This is a genomic window from Kosakonia sp. PSU_27, from assembly GCF_039409795.1.
Taxonomy (GTDB): Bacteria; Pseudomonadota; Gammaproteobacteria; order Enterobacterales; family Enterobacteriaceae; genus Kosakonia.
The window spans coordinates 262,423-278,886 of sequence record NZ_JBCIVK010000001.1; the positions used below are offsets into that span (position 1 = coordinate 262,423).

Below are 16,464 nucleotides of genomic sequence, written 5' to 3' on the forward strand. Positions count from 1 at the left end.
GCTGGCGCTGAACAGGCTGTCAGCGGACAAAATCAAGACAACATTTAACGCTTTGGTTATTCACCGGTTATGCGGGCGAGTAACGACGGGGAAGTTTTCCGCCCGGTAGTCTCCACTGACACCGTGGCGGATAACCCCGCCACTAACTCCACGCCTGCGGGCAACTTATCGATATGAATGCGGACCGGTACGCGCTGCGCAAGTCGCACCCAGCTAAAGGTGGGGTTGACGTCCGGCAGGCCAAGACCACCCGTTTCGTCATTGCTGTCGCCGATGCCGTGCCCGATGCTCTCAACGTGACCGGTGATGACGGGTTCAAACCCCATCAGCGCGATGTGCGCGCGATTTCCGACATGAATATGCCGCAGTTTTGTCTCCTCAAAATAGCCCACAACCCAGAAGCTGTTCGCATCAATGATGGCCACTTTGGTTTCCCCGGCGGTGGCGTAGTCGCCCGGACGCAGCCTGAGATGCGTGACATAGCCCGCTACCGGCGCGCGCACCGTGGCATGCGATAAATTTAGTTGTGCCAGTTCCAGCGCCGCCAGCGCGCCGTGATAATTCGCCACCGCGATGCTGGCCGCACTGCCTGTTTGTTGTAAGTCTTCGCCGGAGATCACGCCTTTAATTTGCGAACGCCTTGTCGCCGCATCCTGGCGCATTAACATCTCATGGCGTTTCGCCTCGACATCCGCCTGCGCGCTGGCTACCGCCAGCTTCAGCCAGTGCGGATCGATCGAATAGAGCACATCGCCACGATTAACCCACTGGTTATCGCGAACGGCAACATTTGCCACCGGCCCGGAAACATCCGGCGCTATCTGCACCACATCAGCACGCACCCGACCATCACGGGTCCAGGGACGCTGCGCGTAATGTTTCCACATCAGGTAAGCAAGGAGGGTTGCCACCAGCACGGCGCTTAACGTCAGTGCATAACGGCTTAACAGAGAAAAAAAGGATTTCATGCGACTAACCCCAGCGCGTTCAGTCCCTGCATAAGCAGGAAAAAAGTAACAATGTAAGTGGTAAAACTCATCAGCGGACGCCAGGGCAGGCGCCGAAGGGGTCTGCTGAAGGTGAAAAGCGGCACCCATAATAGCGTGAGCAGTAACGCCGCCAGCGCGATCACCAGCAGCCCGGGAATGTATACGCCAGCGAGATTGAGATCATTAACCATCGTTCGGCTCCTTATTGTGTTCACGCAAGGCACAGTGCAGATCCAGCAGGCTGTCGGTGAGTTTTTGTGAAAGCTCATACGGCGACGGCGCGTGGTGGTCAATCAGGGTGTGAAGGTGCGGGCCTGGCGCAGGCGAGTCGGTATGGTGGATAAGCCGTTCAAGAAGCAGGCTTATCTCAACGGCGGTTTTACGGTTAACCTGTGTTTGCAAGCGACGTAAATGCACTACCGCAAGGCCGATACGCAAAGCCTGCAACATCGCCTGCAGCACATCTCCGGCTGCCTGTTCGCTGCGTTGCAGGCGCGGCAGTAACAACGCCGCTCTGTCCATCATCAGATTGGTCCAGTGCACTTCATCAAGCATCATGACGCCTTTCACACTGCGCCTGATATCGCGTTGGCAGATGCGCAATAAACGCTGGATGGCGGCATCGGCCTGCACGGTTTGCAGCAACCCCATACCCAGAACCGCGAAGCCGGTGGCGGCAAAAAGCGCGATGGCGGTATTGACGGCGGTGGCGAAATCACCGCTGTAGTGCGCTCCCAGCTCACATAAGATGGGCAGCGTCAGCGTGATCCCCATCGCCATAAAGGTGGTAGCCGGTCGCGCCTGTAACGATCCGGCCCACAGATAGACCGGCGCCAGCACCGCCACCAGCACCGCGAAATCTGTCACCTGGGGAAGCAGGGCAAAGCTGTAGAGCAGGCTCACCATCACCCCCCAGGCGGAACCTATCATGTATTTCACAATATGCGGGGCGGGGGTATCGAAACTACCAAACAGCGTGCAGCAGACCCCGAGAATGGAGACCGCCGTCGCGCCATCGGGCCAGGCGGAATAAATCCAGATCAGGCAACCACAGAGGATGATGACAAACGCCCCCAGCGCCGTGCGCGCCGCAGACAGGCTGTCGCGGTGAAAGACATAGCCTTTCGCCGGTTTATCTTCTGCTGGTTGTTGCGCCGGTTTTGCCTGCGCGAGTGCGTTCGCGAGCCGCTCGCAGTCCAGCAACAGGATAATGGCTTCATGGAGGTGACGAACAAGGTTCATCTGCAGCGCCGTTTCAAAGGTCAGCGCCTCTGCGGCGGCAAGCCGTTTGGTTAATATCGCGCAGCGTTCTGCCAGCGCTTGTCCGGTGATTTTCCGTTTTGCGCTATCTTCTCCGACGAGCCAGCTTTGCACCTCTTCCAGCAGCGTCTGAATATCGGCGGGCAGGGCAGTGACTATCAACAGGCGATCATGTATTTCACCGCTGACGATCAACAAACGCGCCAGCTTGTCATGCAGCGCTTTTCGCGCATGGCGCACCGGCGCCGAGAAGGCGAAGTCGTAAGGGATATGGTGGCTCAGGCCTTGCAGAAATTGTAACGCCAGCGCCAGTCGCAGATTAGCGGCCGCCTCATTGGCACTTCCCGCCAGCGCGTCTGCCAGCATCTGGCGTGCGGAATGCAGCGTTTGCGCGATTTTGCTGTTGAACAGGCCAGAGATCCGTTTTGGCAATACATAGCGGTGAATCAGCGCCGCGCAGAAGATGCCAATCCCAATCTCCTGCACACGAACAATGGCGGTATCAAAAATCTCGCCGGGGTGAAAAACTGCCGCAAAACCGATCAGACTCGCCGTGTAACCGGCCAGCACAAAAGCGTACGCACGGGGTGTGCGCTCAAGCAGCGATAAATAGAGACAAACGGTGATCCAGCCGGTGAGTACCACGCTACAAAAAATCGGCGTGTTTACGAAAGTGGGCACAATCAACACCGTCGCCCCGGCACCCACTATTGTACCGGCTAAGCGGTAGACGCTTCTGCTCAGCGACGCGCCAACCGAGGTTTGCGACACAATATAAACGGTAATGATCGCCCATGAGGGTTTTTCAAGGCCAATCGATAAGGCGATGTAATAAGCGAGCATTGCCGCAGCAAAGCTCTTGGCGGAATAGAGTAATGCGTTGGCATCGCCCGCCACTGTGACGGAACCCAACATCGCGCCCATACGACGACGCAGGGCAGATAAATCGCGCAACAAACGGCGGGGTGAGAAATCAATTTTGTTCATGGCGGGAAGTATTACCGGCTTGCGCACGCCATTAAATACTCTATTCTGTCAAAAAATACCTGAATGTTGCCAATCGTATGCCAACCCGTTATGCCACGACCCTGTTTGATCCCGACACCACCGACTGCCCGGCGGTGGCGCGTCGTCTCGATTTTGTTGATTACGAAGCCGAAGTGCCGGTGCATACCCACCGTAAAGGGCAGTTAATTATTGCGCTGTATGGCGCGGTGACTTGCCGGGCGGAAAATGAGATCTGGATTGTGCCGCCGCACTGCGCGGTCTGGATCCCGGGCGGCGTCGCACATAGCGTCAGCGCCACCTGGAACGCGCATCTCAATTATCTGTTTATCGAGCCTGGCGCGGCAGCGCTACCGAACCAGTGTTGCACGCTGGCGATCTCCCAGTTGGTCAAAGAACTGGTGGACAGACTGACAGGCGAGAGCGTCGAATACCCCGCAGACAGCCATGTTGCCAGGCTGACCAGAGTCACGCTCGACGAGTTAGCCACCATGTCGCAGCAAAACGTCAGTTTGCCCGTATCAGCGAACGCCAAAATCCGCGCGATGGCACAGGCGCTGGTAAACCATCCCGACGATCGCAGCACCTTTAAAGCATGGGCAAAGCGGCTGGCGCTCAGCGAACGCTCGCTGGCGCGTTTGATGCTGCGCGAAACCGGGCTGAGCTTCGGGCGCTGGCGGCAACAGCTCCATTTGGTGATTGCCTTGCGGGAGCTGGCGAGTGGTGTCTCGGTGCAAAATGTGGCGGCAAAACTGGGTTATGAATCGGTGAACGCCTTTATCACCATGTTCAGAAAAGCAATGGGCAGCACGCCCGCGCACTACTTTGCGGAACAACAAAAAGCGCCGCGCTAAGCGACGCGCCTGCACATCGCGGCTTCCCGTTGCGGCCATTTAGCCCGGCAGGAAAAACAGTACTCACTGTCACGACATCTGCTGCGCCAGCAACGCAATCAGCGCCAGCAGAGCCGGAAGCGCCTGCACATAAAGGATTTTACGGCTGGCGGTGACCGCGCCGAAAACCCCGGCAATCAGCACGCAGATAAGAAAGAAAAAGAGTACCGCCACGCCGCGCTCAGCGAGCCACAACCCCCACAATAACCCTGCGGCAAGAAAGCCATTGTACAGCCCCTGGTTTGCGGCCAGAACGCGGGTTTCGCGGGCAAACTCCGCGCTCAGGTTAAAGGCTTTGCGGCCTGTTTTTGTGTCCCAGAGGAACATTTCCAGCACCAGAATGTAGAGATGAATGACGGCAACAATGGCGACAAGAATTTTGGCTAACACAGGAAACCTTACGGAATGAGGGCAGGTGAAAGGGAGTATAGATAATTGCGCGGGGTGCAGCAGCAAGTGCGTTTAACAAAACGCGCAATAGCATTCACCCTTTGATGCGCGCACTATAGCGGCACAACGTTTAACTACCATCAACATGCGTGACGACAGGTTTGCCCGGACGTGAGGTGCTCAATGGATATTTACGAAAAACAGTATCAGGAACTGCAAGCCAGCGGTGCCGAAGCCTGGGCTGGCGACGGTTACCAACGCGCGAAAGCGCAACAACAGCAGGTTTTTGCCTGGCTCAGCCAGCAACATTATCTTCCGCAACCCGGTGCGACCATCCTGGAACTTGGCTGTGGCAATGGTGCCATGGCGGCGCACTATTTTGCCCTGCGAGGCGATACCGTCTGGGGCGTGGATTTCGCGCCAACCGCCATCGAATGGGCGAAAGCGCGTTTTACGCAGGCGGGCCTGCCCGCGCACTTTTTCACGGGCGATGTCTGCCATCTCCCACAATGTGACGATGCCATGTTTGATCTGATTGTGGATGGCAGTTGTCTGCACTGTCTCATTGGCGATGCCCGGCAGCGCTGCCTGGCCGAAGTCAGGCGGTTGCTCAAACCGACAGGGTACTTTGTTATCAGCTCGATGTGCGGGCTGCCGCGCTACGCCGGGGATATCGCGGCTTACGATAGCGACCAGCAGTGTCTGCTCAGGCAGGGGCAAGCCTGGCGCACGCTTAAACCCTTGGCTGATTTGCTCGAGGAAGTACAAAACGCGCAGTTTGTCGTGCATGCAAGCCAGGTGAACGAGAATCCGTGGTGGGATCATGCCACCATCGTCTGTTCCGCGCGGTGAGTTGCCCCCTCTCTTCAGGATCGCATAAGCCGCTGGCAATGCCGGGAAAAAAAAAGACGACACTACGATGTCGTCTAAAGGGGGTGGTTCAGGAGCCCGTAAGGGTCATTCGGGCTTTCTTGTCATTAATTCAGTGAACGGTCAGACGCAGCGCCAGATCGTCGGGGTAGGGGGTAAAGTAGCGCTGTTTCGCCAGGTAGCCATCCGGGTATTCGGCGAGATAGTGCTTTAACAGCGTGATCGGGGCGAGGATCGGCAGCCGCCCGTTGCGATAATTGAGGATCACATCGCGCAGTTCGCCCCGCTGACGGCTGTTCAAATGTTCGCGGAAATAGCCCTGAATATGCATCAGCACATTGGTATGGTTCTCCCGGGAAGCATTTTTTTTCAGGATAGCCATCAGCTTTTCGCGATACACCCTGAAGAAGGCATCCAGATCTTCCCACTCATGCAGGGAGGCGACGAACGGGCCAATCTGCCGATAGCCCGCCTGATGGTGCGCCAGCAGTTGCAGTTTGTAGCGGCTGTGAAATTCCAGCAGACCGTGGCGCGTCAGGCCGTTGGCCCGCAAAGTATTGAGTTCATGCAGGGCGAAAACGCGCTCGACAAAGTTTTCCCGCAGCAGCGGATCGTGCAGGCGGCCATCTTCCTCCACCGGCAACCATGGGTATTTCGCCAGCAGCGCAGCGGTAAAAAGCCCCACCCCTTCTTTACGCCCGCGCTGACCATTTTCGTCATACAGCCGCACGCGCTCCATGCCGCAGCTTGGCGATTTCGCGCAGACGATAAAACCGGCTAATCCCTCCTGGCGGGCGAGATACGCCTCGGCGAATTCGGCCATTTTCTCTGTCACATCGTCGTGCGGGGCGTGGCTAAAGCGCATACGGATATCCCCGGCGGTGGTCTGCACCAGACGCAGCGCCGGGCGCGGCACGGGCAGGCCGATGCCCATCTCCGGGCAGACGGGTTTGAACGTGACCCACCGCGCCAGCTCGTCCATCACGAAGCCCATGCGTTTATGTCCGCCGTCAAAACGGACGGTGGAGCCGGTTAAACAACCGCTGATACCAATCATGGGTGGGGTTTTCATGGCGCTATCCTCTTACTGCGTTTGGCGGGTGAAGAAAAGCGTCACCGTCCCGACGGTAATGCCGAACTTCTTCATCGCTGTTTTGTTGAATAAATGGATGTCGTCCTGCAGATACATCCAGTCATCAAAGTTCAGCAGCCAGGTGCTGCCGTTGGCTTTCACGTTCATGCGGTAGTGCCAGTTAAAGGCGTTACCGGCCGACTGCCCGGTTGCCACGCCCTCAATATCGCCTGCCGTACCTTCGTAGCGATCACTACCGACGCGGCGGATATGCCACACCCGTTGCTGCTTTTCACCATCGTCATAAACGAAGTGCTCATTGAGCGTGAGCGTCTCGCCCACCACCTCGCCCTTGATCTCAACATGGAAGCGGCGCAGTTGTTTGCCGCTGCGATCCTGCACCATCCCCCAGGCTTCGGTTGTGCCGTTGAAATAGCGGAAAATATCAAGCGGCGGCTGTTGGTGTTGATAATCGCCAATCTCGCTGCTACAACCGGCCAGCAGCAGCATCATCAGCGCAAGGCCGAGCGCCAGAATGCGTTTCATTTTTGACCTCCGATCAACTGTTGACGCAGGGCGGGATATTGCGTGGCGGGCGCAAGCCAGATCGCCAGAAAGTGGCTGCTGAACGCCTCCGACTGGTGTGGGCCGAGTGGGGCAAAGCCTTGCTGCGACGAAGCGGCGCGATACCAGAATTGCCCCTGTTTGCCGCGCATCACAAACGCCAGTTGCGTGCCGGATGTTACGTCAGGCCACAGCCTGCGCAACATGTGCAACCAGGCTTCGCTCTGCGGCTCGCGCGCCAGGATCCCCTGCGCCTGCCACTGTTCGCGGGTGGCGTCTACCAGTTCGTCGCGGTCGATATCGCGCTGGTAGGTGATGATCAGCGCCTGATCCTGTTCAGGCCCGCTGTAGCGGCCGTCTGGCGTGCGCAACTGCGAGGTATAAACCGTAAACGGCCCCCAGGTCAGCGTCGCGTCGCCAACTTTGCGCCAGCTTAACCAGTCGGCAGCGTGGACCGTGGGCACCAGCGCGCCAAGCCACAACAACATCAGTAACGCGGTTCGCATCAGCGCCTCCCCGTCACAATATGGAAAAAGAGCATCATCACCAGCCAGCCGGTAGCCATCGAGCTAACGACAATAAACGTGGGGGCCAGAAAGGTGATGGCACCTAATCGTTCGCCAAGGAGGTAAGCCGCCGGGCCGCCGCCTGTCGCCATCAACATCAGGGCCCAGCCGGGAAGCGTCGAGGTACTGCTCAGCGCCGTCCAGACGCAGGCAAACATCAGCCACAGCGCCACCATCCACAGCGGCAGCAGCGAATCGCCGCTAAATTCGATAAGACCCGTCAGCGCCCAGAATGCATCCAGTCCGCCCCCCATTCCTGCCAGAAACAGGGCGTACAGACGCTGTGTAGGGGATAACAGCATGCAGGCCGCGATCGCCAGCGTAAGCCAGATAACCAGGCCGCGCTCGCGAAACAGCACCACCAGCGTCCAGTAGAGATCGAACGCGATAGCCAATAAAAAGACCTGCAGATAACGTTTCATACGCGCTCCGCGGTCAGTTGCACCACGCTGATGGTGCGCGCGTTAAACCCGGCTTCGCAGTAGCCAAAGTAGTAGAGCCACATGCGGCGAAAGCGGTTATCAAAGCCGAGTTTTTCAATCTCCTGCCAGGCGTGGTTAAAACGCTGCCGCCAGTGCGCGAGCGTGCGGGCGTAGTCAGGTCCCATATCGAACAGATTGCGTACGACAAAATCGGTGTGGCGCGTCATCCAATCGTTCATGGCGGTGATGCTCGGCAAAAAGCCGCCGGGGAAGATGTAGCGCTGAATAAAATCGACGCTTTTGCTGTAGTCGCGGTAGCGCTGATCCTGAATGGTGATCGCCTGCAACGCCATTTTGCCACCGGGACGCAGACGCGCCTGGCAGGTTTTGAAAAAGGTAGGCAGATAGCGTTGACCGACGGCTTCTATCATCTCGATCGACACCAGTTTGTCGAATTCACCTGTCAGATCGCGATAGTCGCAAAGCAGCACCTGCACACGATCCTGCAACCCCGCGCGGGCAATGCGCTCGCTTGCCCAGCGGTACTGCTCCTGCGAAAGCGTGGTGGTGGTTACCCGGCAACCATAGTGACGGGCGGCGTACTCCGCCATCGCGCCCCATCCGGTGCCGATCTCCAGCAGATGATCGGCAGGTGTCAACGCCAGTTGTTCGCAAAGTCTGGCCATTTTGGCCTGTTGCGCGTCGGCAAGATCCTGATTGTCGTCGGCAAAAAGCGCGCTGGAATAGAGCAAATTTTCATCGAGAAACTGCGCGTAAAAGGCGTTGCCCAGGTCGTAGTGGGCGGCGATATTTTCTCGCGCCTGCTGGCGATGGTTGCGTCGCGTCCAGTGACGCAGCCGCTCAACAGGTCGGCTAAGCCAGCGAAAACCGCTCTCCAGCCGCCCGAGCACGCGGCTATTCAGCGCCAGGATCTGTAGCAGTGCGGTAAGCTGACTGGTCTCCCAGTCGCCCGCGATCCAGGCTTCAGCAGCGGCGAGGCTGCCGCCGGTCACCAGCCGCCAGTAAACACCGGGTGCCACAATCTGCACCTCGGCGCGCAGCGTAGCTGAGGTATCGCCAAAATGAAACGCCTGGGCGCCTTCACGCAGGGTGATGGAGCCTTGCTGAATGCCGCTCAGCAGGCGGAAAAGTATCCATCGCGCGATACGGACGTTGCGCGAAATCTCGGGTTCAAGCGCAAAGACGGGATCGGTCATGAACGTTCACTCCTGCTCACGGGATGAGGATAAATCGGCACACGTTTGAGCCACAGCCGCAGCGCCTGCCAGTAAATAGCCAACACGGTTTTTAGCGTCATCAACGGAATACGCAGCAGTAAAGACGCCAGCGTGGCGCGGGTTAACGGTTCCCGGCTCAGCATGAGCGTGGCGTCGAACACTTTTGATTGCTGATGATTTTCGATATGCATGTGCAGCGTTTTACCGGGGCTGTTGAAGCGCCAGTGATAGACCATCTCCATCGGATTAAAGGGGGAGACGTGAAACGCTTTTTCCAGCGGGCGCGGCGTCTGGCCTTCAACGGCGTAGTAATGGCGCTCGTTCCACGGCGTGTTGCGCACCTCTGCCAGCACCCAGCGCAGGCTACCCGCACTGTCGTAGCAGTAGTAAAAATTGACCGGGTTAAAGTGAAAGCCGAAATAGCGCAACTGGGTCAGCAGCATCACGCGGCCGTCCGGGCGCTCGGCGGTCAGCTTTTCCACTTGAGCGAGCGCACGCGCTTTAAGCGGCGTGCCCAGCGGATAGTCCGCATCATGGAATGAGGCCGCAGCAAAGCGATTACGGCGAATGCCGACCGAAGGCAGCGCATCAAGCTCGTCCAGATCAATCCAGGCCATAAATACGCTATAGCGAAAATGGTGCGCTTTCGGCTGCAGCCGACGATGGCGCAACACGCCCTGATACAGGCAGCTATTCATCGGCGCGCCCCTCGCTGGTGGCGATGCCGTGGACGACATCGAGCGCGCTGCGCACGCCATCTTCATGAAATCCGTTGTACCAGTAAGCGCCGCAGTACCAGCTCCGGTGCTGGCCGTTAATCTCATGACGCCGCGCCTGGGCGCGCCAGCTTGCCGGGTTAAACAGCGGATGTTCATAGACAAAGCGCTGCCAGACGTAGCGATCATCGATAGGCTTATCCGGGTTCAGCGTGACGCAGAATAGCGGGCTTCCCGCCGGCAGCCCCTGGAGAATGTTCATGTTGTAAGTCACACAGGCGCTGGCATGATCCTGCTCGCTCAGACGATAGTTCCAGCTTGCCCATGCGCGCTGGCGTACCGGCAGCAAGCGGGGATCGCTATGCAAAACGACTGCGTTGCGCTGCCAGCCGATATCGCCTAACACTTCACGTTCGGCAGGGGTTGGGGCATCAAGCATTGCCAGCGCCTGCGCGGAGTGGCAGGCGAAAATCACCTGGTCGAAAGTCTGCGTGGTTGTGGCAAGCTCGATATCGACGCGGTTGTCATGGCGAATCACTTTTTGCACCGGCGCGTTAAGCTGCAGGCTCAGGCGATCGCCCAGTTGTGAGAGCATCGCACGGATGTACTCCCGCGAGCCGCCGGGCACCACATACCACTGCGGGCGATGGGTGATATCCAAAAGGCCGTGATGTTCAAAAAAGCGCAAAAAGAGCGGCAACGGGAAGCGGCGCATCTCCTGCAAGGAGGATGACCAGATGGCGGCACCCATCGGCAAAATGTAGTGACGGGCGAAGAAATCGCTAAAGTGGTGGCGCTCAAGGAAGGTTTGCAGCGTGGCATTCTCATCCATATTGTCTTGTAACGCCGCTTTCGCCAGCCGGTTAAAGCGCACAATTGCTTTCAGTAACGCCCAGAATGCAGGGTTGAAAAGATTACGCCGCTGAGCGAATAGCGAGGTGAGCGTATGTCCGTTGTACTCAAGACCGCTGCGCGGGTTATGCACCGAGAAGCTCATCTGCGTTTTTTGCCCACGGATGCCAAGCTCGTTGAGCAGGCCCATAAAGCGCGGGTAGGTGCGATCGTTGTAGACGATAAAACCGGTATCAATGGCGTAAGTACCCTGCGGCGTGGTGATATCGACCGTGGCGGTATGCCCGCCAGCGGTGGGCTGTGCTTCAAACAGCGTCACCTGATGGTGTCCCGCCAGCCGCCAGGCGCAGGTCAACCCGGCAATGCCGCTGCCGATAATGGCAATCTTCATGAACGCACCATCCTGCGCAACAGCGCATGCTGAAGAAAAGAGGGCAGCCCGGCCAGCAGACGCAGGATCAGGCTAAAACCGGTCGGGAAGGCGATGTGGTTTTTGCCTTTCGCCAGACCACGACGGATAGCGTTTACCGCCTCATCAACGCTTACCTGGCCTGGCATGGCAAAATCGTTTTTACGCGTCAGCGGTGTATCCACAAAACCGGGTGAAACGACCGTGACGGCAATGCCTTTAGCTTCCCAGTCCAGCCGCAAGCTGTTGGCAAACCAGCTCAGTGCGGCTTTCGACGCGCCATACGCCTCGGCGCGTGGAAACGGCAGCCAGTGCGCCATCGAACTGACCAGCACCACGCGGTTTCCCGCCACCAGCTGCGGTTGCAGCGCGGCAATGCAATTGACCGGCCCGAGAAAATTGGTCGTGACCACCCGTTCAACCAGCTCTGCATCCACCACGCCGCGATCGAGATACTCGCAGGTGCCTGCGCAAAGGATGGTGAGATCGGCGCAGCAATCGGCCAGCGCATGGCGGCAGGCTTCGCGATCGGTCATATCAAACAGGCGAACTGTGATGTTCGGGCTGGATTGCCGGAGTGCTTCCAGCCGCACCGGGTCACGCCCGCAGGCGATAACGTGGTAGCCATCGCGGGCCCAGGATCTCGCCAGCCCCTCGCCGATACCGGAGCTGGCGCCAGTGATGAGGACAGTCATCATGCGCGCACACTCCGTTTCACACCGCGAACCGCCCAACCCAGCAGCGGCAGATGTTGGTAGATCATCTCGCCGGCATCGTAGTAATCGCGCTGCCGCACTATCTTTTCGCCCCGCACATCCACCACTGAACAGCCCGGCAGCGTGAGGTGTTTCCCGCCGGCAATGCGCGGATGCGACCAGTGCATGGTCCAGCTTGTGGCAAAACGCGCATCGTCGTGAAGTGGTGAGTCGATGGAAAAATGGCAGTGGCTAACACTGGCGAGAAGGTGGCTGAAATAGCGCTCAATAGCCGGTAACCCCAGGTGTTCGCCAAACGGATCGATAAGCAGCGCATCCGGGTGATACAGCGCGGATAGCGCAGAGACGGGCTGGCTATCCAGCCGGGCGTAGTACTCAACAAACCGATCGATGACGCGGGACAGTGTGCTCATGACTCTCACCAGGGCGTTGAACAACGTAACGGAACTGCATAATTCAAACTTACACAATTAAAATTATTTGTCCAAGTTTTGATGAAAATATTTTTTATTTAGTAGAGAATTCAATTGGTTGTTTGCGGTGTTTTTTTGCGAAAAAATGAGGGTAATACGCAACGGTAACCGTTGCGCTTGATGCATAGGCCTGCGCAGGGAAGGGATTAGAGCGAGATGACGTCGAGGGAGCGAACGCGTGGTTGCCAGAGTTCGATCTGTTTTTTACGGGCGACGGTGAGTTTGCCGGAAGTGACCAGCAACCACTTTCGTTCCGGCAGGATCTCCGGCGCTAAGGTTGCAGGCGGCACGGGAAGCACGTCAATACGGTGGCCCTGGCCGGTGCGTTTGAGCGCTTCAAGCCAGATTTCACACGGATCGGCAAGGTGCCATCCGGTGATGAGATAGTTATCGCCCGGCGCTTTTCTGTCCCCTTCAAGGCAAAAGGAGGTGTAAGAAATGATGATGCCATCGAGGATTTCGCGCAGGGTCATCATCGCCGGGATATTGGCCGACACTTTACTGCGCAGCGGTCGCAGCACTTCGGTTACCAGTTCCGGGCGCGGATATTCACGTCCTGAATCATAAATAAGCTGGCGCAGGGATTCGATTTTTCCCTCTTTCAGGCGCTGGAGCATGTTTTCCTGCAGCGTCAGCCAGTTGTTAGTGCGACGCGCGCCGGGGCGCTCCAGCAACGGTTTCACCTGGCTGACAGGGACGCCTTTTTTCACCCAATCGAGAATTTTTAGCGCCTGCTGCACATCGTCATCGCTGTAGAGCCGGTGACCGCCATCGGTGCGCATCGGTTTGAGCAGGCCGTAACGACGCTGCCAGGCACGCAGCGTGGTCGCGGTGATCCCGCAAAGTTGCGCAAATTCGCCGATGGAGTAAGACATAAGGTAAACCCGCTAATAAAGAATGCTCTCAATATACTACGAATATTTATGGGTTGAATGAAGTGTGGGCCGTTTGCACTACACTTTACTGCCAACCGCGAAGATGAAAGGAGTTCTCATGAAGTTATGGCCAGTGGTGACGGGTGTGGCTATCGCCTTGACACTTGTCGCCTGTAAATCTCCGACGCCGCCAAAAGGGGTGCAGCCGATCACCGGGTTTGACGCCAGCCGTTATCTGGGGAAATGGTATGAAATCGCGCGTCTGGAAAATCGTTTTGAGCGCGGGCTTCAACAGGTAACCGCCACTTATGGCAAGCGCAGCGACGGTGGGATCAGCGTCCTTAACCGTGGTTTTGATCCGCAAAAGCAGAAGTGGAGCGAGAGCGAAGGGAAGGCTTATTTCACCGGCGAGCCGACCACCGCGGCGCTGAAAGTATCGTTCTTTGGCCCGTTTTACGGCGGCTATAACGTGATCAAACTCGATGACAATTACCAGTACGCGCTGGTGAGCGGCCCGAACCGCGACTATTTGTGGATCCTCTCCCGCACGCCGACGCTTCCTGAAACGGTAAAACAGGATTATCTGAATACCGCGCGAAGCCTCGGGTTCCGGGTTGACCAACTGGTATGGGTTAAACAGTAACGCAGCGCCGGGATCGCCTCATGTCCGCGATAACGCTGCGACACCCTGGGGAAGGGGCAGCAACAAAGGCCAGTGCCCCTTTGCGCCGGGCGCGAACAACGCGCAATGCACGCCGGCAGGGGGAAATACCGCGCACCCGTAGGGGTTTTAGTGCTCAGTCTGATGGCTTAGCCGTTCTTCCGTCAGTCACAAAACAGGCAGCTTGTGTTCCGCAGGACGAACGAATTCCGCGCACAATCTGTTTCAGCGACAAGAGGTGACACCGTTAACGCTGAGATGCCAGCCACAATTTTGCCTTCAAAATGAATATTTTTCCGATAAGAATCTCATGATTGCCGCGACATTTTTTAAGTTATAGCTAACCAGACTGTTCTTCTCATAAGCCAGCTTCACTATGTCGTAGTCATCAACCAGCTGGCCGATGTCTAATTTATCTGGCTCACGGTGAGGATCGTAGAGGGATGCGGAGGGAACATTCCAGTAATAATCGGCATCCAGCGCAATGCTATCTATTCCCCGCTGCTTCATTTCAATAAAAATTTTGCTGATGATTTCTTCAAGTAAATGGAGGTCGATTTGCATACTACGTCCTTACTCTTCAGTGGCTGCAGCAGCCGAGATCCAGTCGCGAAAGCGGCGGCTTATCTTCTGCAACAATGCGGATTCCTCATACACCAGATAGTAGGCTATCGGCGAATGAAGCGAGATTTTCAGCGGGTTAATTAGCAGGCCACTTCTTAGCTCTTCGCGTACAAGAGCACGGCGAACAAGCGCGATGCCTCTACCTGCAATTGCCGCTTCAATCACGCCATTGGAGTCGATGAAAATGGGGCCGGTGTCACTCTTCACATCGTCAATACCCAGCGTATGAAACCATAAGGCCCAGTCCAGCCGGTGCTCATCGTGCAGCAGCGGGTACTTTGCCACATCCCGCGGTCCTGGGAGTTCGCTTTCTGCCGCGAGTAATCGGGGGCTACAGACCGGGAGAAGATTGTCGTTTACCAGGACCTCAGACGTCAGTCCCGGATAGTTACCCGCACCGTGTCGGATAGCGAAATCAATCCCTTCGGAAAGTAAATCAACCTGCCTGTTGGTGGTGCTGATTTGCACTTCCACACCCGGATTGGCTTTTTCAAAGGCTGGCAGGCGCGGCAGCAACCATTGAATGGCAAAACCACTGGTGCAACTGACCGTCACTTTGTTTGCCTTTCCCTCATTCATTAAGCGTTGCGTTGCTTCTGCTATCTGGCTGAACGCGGGTCTTATCGCCCGCATATAGATGCGCCCCTCGATTGTCAGTTCCAGACGGCGAGGGCTGCGGATGAACAGCCTGGTGCTGGTGAAGTTTTCCAGTTTTGCGATTTGCTGGCTGACAGCGCTGGATGTCACACATAACTCTTCAGCAGCCGCTTTGATACTCATCAGCCTTGCGGCCGACTCAAAACACATAAGTGCATGTAAAGGGGGCATTTTCATTAACGACACTGTCTCATGAGTTAGAAAATCTTAAGTATAAACAAAAATCTTGTTTGTCAGTCTGTCTGGCATGTTTCACAGTTTCGCCGTGAATTCCCCGTAAACGAAAAGGAACGGTTATGCGTGTTGCTGATTATCTTCGGTTAGTGTTGCTTGCCGCTATCTGGGGCGCGAGTTTTCTCTTTATGCGCATAGCGGTACCGCAGTTCGGTGCGATTAATACGGCATTTTTGCGCGTATTTTTTGGTTTTATCGGACTCGCGGTCATTTTATTACTGTTTAAATCTTCGTTTGATTTTAAAGATAAGTTCAAATCCTCATTTATCCTCGGCGTTATTAATTCCGGGTTGCCTTTTCTGATGTATTGTCTGGCGGCTCAATGGCTGCCTGCCGGGTATTCGGCCATTTTGAATGCAACCACCCCGTTGATGGGGGCGCTGGTGGGTTTTTCCTTTTTTGCCGAGAAACTCACCCTCAAAAAATGGGGTGGCGTGCTGCTGGGGCTTGTCGGCATCATCGTGATTACCACCATCGGTGAAGCGCAATCAGCGGATAAACAAATCATCGGCGTTATTGCTTGTCTTATCGCGACCAGTTGTTATGGGATCGCCGGCTTTCTGACGCGCAGCTGGATTTCAAACAAAGGGGGACTTGATCCGAAAATAGTCGCTTTCGGTAGTCAAACAGGCGCAACGGTTTTTTTGCTGCCTTTTTTCATCTGCAGCACCCGGTTCGGGCCAACGGTTAACTGGCTGCAGCAAGAGGCCTGGGTGAGCGTCATTGCAGTCGGGGTTTTCTGCACGGCATGGGCTTACATCCTCTATTTTCGACTGATTGCCGATATCGGGCCGTTACGTTCATTAACCGTGACATTTTTAATTCCGCCGTTTGGCGTGCTATGGGGATATCTGGTACTGAGCGAAACCATTAACAGCGGTTTCATTATGGGGGCGCTTATTATCGGCGTGGCGGTCTGGATGGTGGTGAGTCCTGAAAAAACGTTCAGGTGAGGTAACGGCTTTTAGAGAGGCAATC

General features: G+C 56.6%; 20 protein-coding genes. 4 read left to right on the plus strand and 16 right to left on the minus strand.

What is annotated here, in order from left to right:
* Positions 1-56: 56 nt before the first annotated feature.
* Genes AAIG26_RS01265 through AAIG26_RS01275 form a run of 3 tightly spaced genes read right to left on the minus strand, consistent with a single transcriptional unit; the run spans position 57 to position 3,164 of the window.
* The gene (locus tag AAIG26_RS01265; protein ID WP_097405860.1) at positions 57-968 is read right to left on the minus strand and encodes an HlyD family secretion protein; all 912 of its coding nucleotides are present in this window, start codon (positions 966-968) and stop codon (positions 57-59) included.
* A complete protein-coding gene (locus AAIG26_RS01270) occupies positions 965-1,180 on the minus strand; it encodes a hypothetical protein (RefSeq protein ID WP_343179431.1) in 216 nt (71 codons plus the stop codon). Before AAIG26_RS01270 ends, AAIG26_RS01265 begins: the two co-directional genes overlap by 4 nt.
* Positions 1,173-3,164 carry an FUSC family protein gene (locus tag AAIG26_RS01275; protein WP_343180302.1) on the minus strand — a complete coding sequence of 664 codons (1,992 nt, stop codon included), beginning with the start codon at positions 3,162-3,164 and terminating at the stop codon, positions 1,173-1,175. Before AAIG26_RS01275 ends, AAIG26_RS01270 begins: the two co-directional genes overlap by 8 nt.
* A 149-nt stretch (positions 3,165-3,313) precedes the next feature.
* On the opposite strand from AAIG26_RS01275, the gene AAIG26_RS01280 reads away from it, so the two are divergent.
* The gene (locus AAIG26_RS01280; RefSeq protein ID WP_343179433.1) at positions 3,314-4,108 is read left to right on the plus strand and encodes a helix-turn-helix transcriptional regulator; all 795 of its coding nucleotides are present in this window, start codon (positions 3,314-3,316) and stop codon (positions 4,106-4,108) included.
* A 69-nt stretch (positions 4,109-4,177) separates the two neighbouring features.
* On the opposite strand, the gene AAIG26_RS01285 is transcribed toward AAIG26_RS01280, so the two are convergent.
* Positions 4,178-4,537, minus strand: coding sequence for a DUF1304 domain-containing protein (locus AAIG26_RS01285; protein WP_016495771.1), 360 nt, complete (start codon positions 4,535-4,537; stop codon positions 4,178-4,180).
* A 183-nt stretch (positions 4,538-4,720) separates the two neighbouring features.
* Between AAIG26_RS01285 and AAIG26_RS01290 the strand changes: the two genes are divergently transcribed.
* Complete coding sequence (locus tag AAIG26_RS01290) at positions 4,721-5,389, plus strand: class I SAM-dependent methyltransferase (RefSeq protein ID WP_016495772.1); 669 nt, start codon at positions 4,721-4,723, stop codon at positions 5,387-5,389.
* Positions 5,390-5,519: 130 nt separating this feature from the next.
* Here AAIG26_RS01290 and AAIG26_RS01295 read toward each other — a convergent pair whose 3' ends face one another.
* The 10 genes from AAIG26_RS01295 to AAIG26_RS01340 all read right to left on the minus strand — a co-directional run bounded on the left by AAIG26_RS01295 (position 5,520) and on the right by AAIG26_RS01340 (position 13,310).
* Positions 5,520-6,479 carry a DUF1722 domain-containing protein gene (locus AAIG26_RS01295; protein WP_016495773.1) on the minus strand — a complete coding sequence of 320 codons (960 nt, stop codon included), beginning with the start codon at positions 6,477-6,479 and terminating at the stop codon, positions 5,520-5,522.
* A 12-nt stretch (positions 6,480-6,491) separates the two neighbouring features.
* Complete coding sequence (locus AAIG26_RS01300) at positions 6,492-7,025, minus strand: DUF3833 domain-containing protein (RefSeq protein WP_343179435.1); 534 nt, start codon at positions 7,023-7,025, stop codon at positions 6,492-6,494.
* Positions 7,022-7,549 carry a hypothetical protein gene (locus AAIG26_RS01305; protein WP_097405865.1) on the minus strand — a complete coding sequence of 176 codons (528 nt, stop codon included), beginning with the start codon at positions 7,547-7,549 and terminating at the stop codon, positions 7,022-7,024. The genes AAIG26_RS01300 and AAIG26_RS01305 overlap by 4 nt, the downstream gene beginning before the upstream one ends.
* Positions 7,549-8,031: a DUF2878 domain-containing protein gene (locus tag AAIG26_RS01310; RefSeq protein ID WP_343179437.1), complete on the minus strand. Its 483-nt coding sequence runs from the start codon at positions 8,029-8,031 to the stop codon at positions 7,549-7,551. Before AAIG26_RS01310 ends, AAIG26_RS01305 begins: the two co-directional genes overlap by 1 nt.
* A complete protein-coding gene (locus tag AAIG26_RS01315; protein WP_343179438.1) occupies positions 8,028-9,248 on the minus strand; it encodes a cyclopropane-fatty-acyl-phospholipid synthase family protein in 1,221 nt (406 codons plus the stop codon). The genes AAIG26_RS01310 and AAIG26_RS01315 overlap by 4 nt, the downstream gene beginning before the upstream one ends.
* Positions 9,245-9,967, minus strand: a complete 723-nt coding sequence (locus AAIG26_RS01320; protein ID WP_343179439.1) for a DUF1365 domain-containing protein — start codon at positions 9,965-9,967, stop codon at positions 9,245-9,247. Before AAIG26_RS01320 ends, AAIG26_RS01315 begins: the two co-directional genes overlap by 4 nt.
* On the minus strand, positions 9,960-11,228 hold the full coding sequence (locus AAIG26_RS01325; protein ID WP_343179440.1) for an FAD-dependent oxidoreductase: 1,269 nt from the start codon (positions 11,226-11,228) through the stop codon (positions 9,960-9,962). The genes AAIG26_RS01320 and AAIG26_RS01325 overlap by 8 nt, the downstream gene beginning before the upstream one ends.
* Positions 11,225-11,944: an SDR family NAD(P)-dependent oxidoreductase gene (locus tag AAIG26_RS01330; RefSeq protein ID WP_045509549.1), complete on the minus strand. Its 720-nt coding sequence runs from the start codon at positions 11,942-11,944 to the stop codon at positions 11,225-11,227. Before AAIG26_RS01330 ends, AAIG26_RS01325 begins: the two co-directional genes overlap by 4 nt.
* Complete coding sequence (locus AAIG26_RS01335) at positions 11,941-12,375, minus strand: nuclear transport factor 2 family protein (RefSeq protein ID WP_343179442.1); 435 nt, start codon at positions 12,373-12,375, stop codon at positions 11,941-11,943. The genes AAIG26_RS01330 and AAIG26_RS01335 overlap by 4 nt, the downstream gene beginning before the upstream one ends.
* A gap of 206 nt (positions 12,376-12,581) precedes the next feature.
* Positions 12,582-13,310 carry a MerR family transcriptional regulator gene (locus AAIG26_RS01340; RefSeq protein WP_045509546.1) on the minus strand — a complete coding sequence of 243 codons (729 nt, stop codon included), beginning with the start codon at positions 13,308-13,310 and terminating at the stop codon, positions 12,582-12,584.
* Between the two features lie 118 nt (positions 13,311-13,428).
* Between AAIG26_RS01340 and AAIG26_RS01345 the strand changes: the two genes are divergently transcribed.
* Positions 13,429-13,953, plus strand: a complete 525-nt coding sequence (locus AAIG26_RS01345) for a lipocalin family protein (RefSeq protein ID WP_160269932.1) — start codon at positions 13,429-13,431, stop codon at positions 13,951-13,953.
* A 297-nt stretch (positions 13,954-14,250) separates the two neighbouring features.
* Here AAIG26_RS01345 and AAIG26_RS01350 read toward each other — a convergent pair whose 3' ends face one another.
* Positions 14,251-14,535 carry a hypothetical protein gene (locus tag AAIG26_RS01350; RefSeq protein ID WP_343179444.1) on the minus strand — a complete coding sequence of 95 codons (285 nt, stop codon included), beginning with the start codon at positions 14,533-14,535 and terminating at the stop codon, positions 14,251-14,253.
* Between the two features lie 9 nt (positions 14,536-14,544).
* Entirely contained in the window at positions 14,545-15,429 is an 885-nt protein-coding gene (gene gcvA / locus AAIG26_RS01355) for a transcriptional regulator GcvA (protein WP_343179445.1), read from the minus strand.
* Positions 15,430-15,548: 119 nt separating this feature from the next.
* Here gcvA and AAIG26_RS01360 point away from each other — a divergent pair, with 119 nt between their 5' ends.
* Positions 15,549-16,439, plus strand: coding sequence for a DMT family transporter (locus tag AAIG26_RS01360; protein ID WP_343179447.1), 891 nt, complete (start codon positions 15,549-15,551; stop codon positions 16,437-16,439).
* Positions 16,440-16,464: the final 25 nt, after the last annotated feature.

Coding starts and splice junctions, on each gene's coding strand:
- AAIG26_RS01265 (WP_097405860.1), bottom strand. CDS start 968: ATGAAATCCTTTTTTTCTCTGTTAAGCCGTTATGCACTGACGTTAAGC.
- AAIG26_RS01270 (WP_343179431.1), bottom strand. CDS start 1,180: ATGGTTAATGATCTCAATCTCGCTGGCGTATACATTCCCGGGCTGCTG.
- AAIG26_RS01275 (WP_343180302.1), bottom strand. CDS start 3,164: ATGTTGGGTTCCGTCACAGTGGCGGGCGATGCCAACGCATTACTCTAT.
- AAIG26_RS01280 (WP_343179433.1), top strand. CDS start 3,314: ATGCCAACCCGTTATGCCACGACCCTGTTTGATCCCGACACCACCGAC.
- AAIG26_RS01290 (WP_016495772.1), top strand. CDS start 4,721: ATGGATATTTACGAAAAACAGTATCAGGAACTGCAAGCCAGCGGTGCC.
- AAIG26_RS01295 (WP_016495773.1), bottom strand. CDS start 6,479: ATGAAAACCCCACCCATGATTGGTATCAGCGGTTGTTTAACCGGCTCC.
- AAIG26_RS01300 (WP_343179435.1), bottom strand. CDS start 7,025: ATGAAACGCATTCTGGCGCTCGGCCTTGCGCTGATGATGCTGCTGCTG.
- AAIG26_RS01305 (WP_097405865.1), bottom strand. CDS start 7,549: ATGCGAACCGCGTTACTGATGTTGTTGTGGCTTGGCGCGCTGGTGCCC.
- AAIG26_RS01310 (WP_343179437.1), bottom strand. CDS start 8,031: ATGAAACGTTATCTGCAGGTCTTTTTATTGGCTATCGCGTTCGATCTC.
- AAIG26_RS01315 (WP_343179438.1), bottom strand. CDS start 9,248: ATGACCGATCCCGTCTTTGCGCTTGAACCCGAGATTTCGCGCAACGTC.
- AAIG26_RS01320 (WP_343179439.1), bottom strand. CDS start 9,967: ATGAATAGCTGCCTGTATCAGGGCGTGTTGCGCCATCGTCGGCTGCAG.
- AAIG26_RS01325 (WP_343179440.1), bottom strand. CDS start 11,228: ATGAAGATTGCCATTATCGGCAGCGGCATTGCCGGGTTGACCTGCGCC.
- AAIG26_RS01330 (WP_045509549.1), bottom strand. CDS start 11,944: ATGATGACTGTCCTCATCACTGGCGCCAGCTCCGGTATCGGCGAGGGG.
- AAIG26_RS01335 (WP_343179442.1), bottom strand. CDS start 12,375: ATGAGCACACTGTCCCGCGTCATCGATCGGTTTGTTGAGTACTACGCC.
- AAIG26_RS01340 (WP_045509546.1), bottom strand. CDS start 13,310: ATGTCTTACTCCATCGGCGAATTTGCGCAACTTTGCGGGATCACCGCG.
- AAIG26_RS01345 (WP_160269932.1), top strand. CDS start 13,429: ATGAAGTTATGGCCAGTGGTGACGGGTGTGGCTATCGCCTTGACACTT.
- AAIG26_RS01350 (WP_343179444.1), bottom strand. CDS start 14,535: ATGCAAATCGACCTCCATTTACTTGAAGAAATCATCAGCAAAATTTTT.
- gcvA (WP_343179445.1), bottom strand. CDS start 15,429: ATGAAAATGCCCCCTTTACATGCACTTATGTGTTTTGAGTCGGCCGCA.
- AAIG26_RS01360 (WP_343179447.1), top strand. CDS start 15,549: ATGCGTGTTGCTGATTATCTTCGGTTAGTGTTGCTTGCCGCTATCTGG.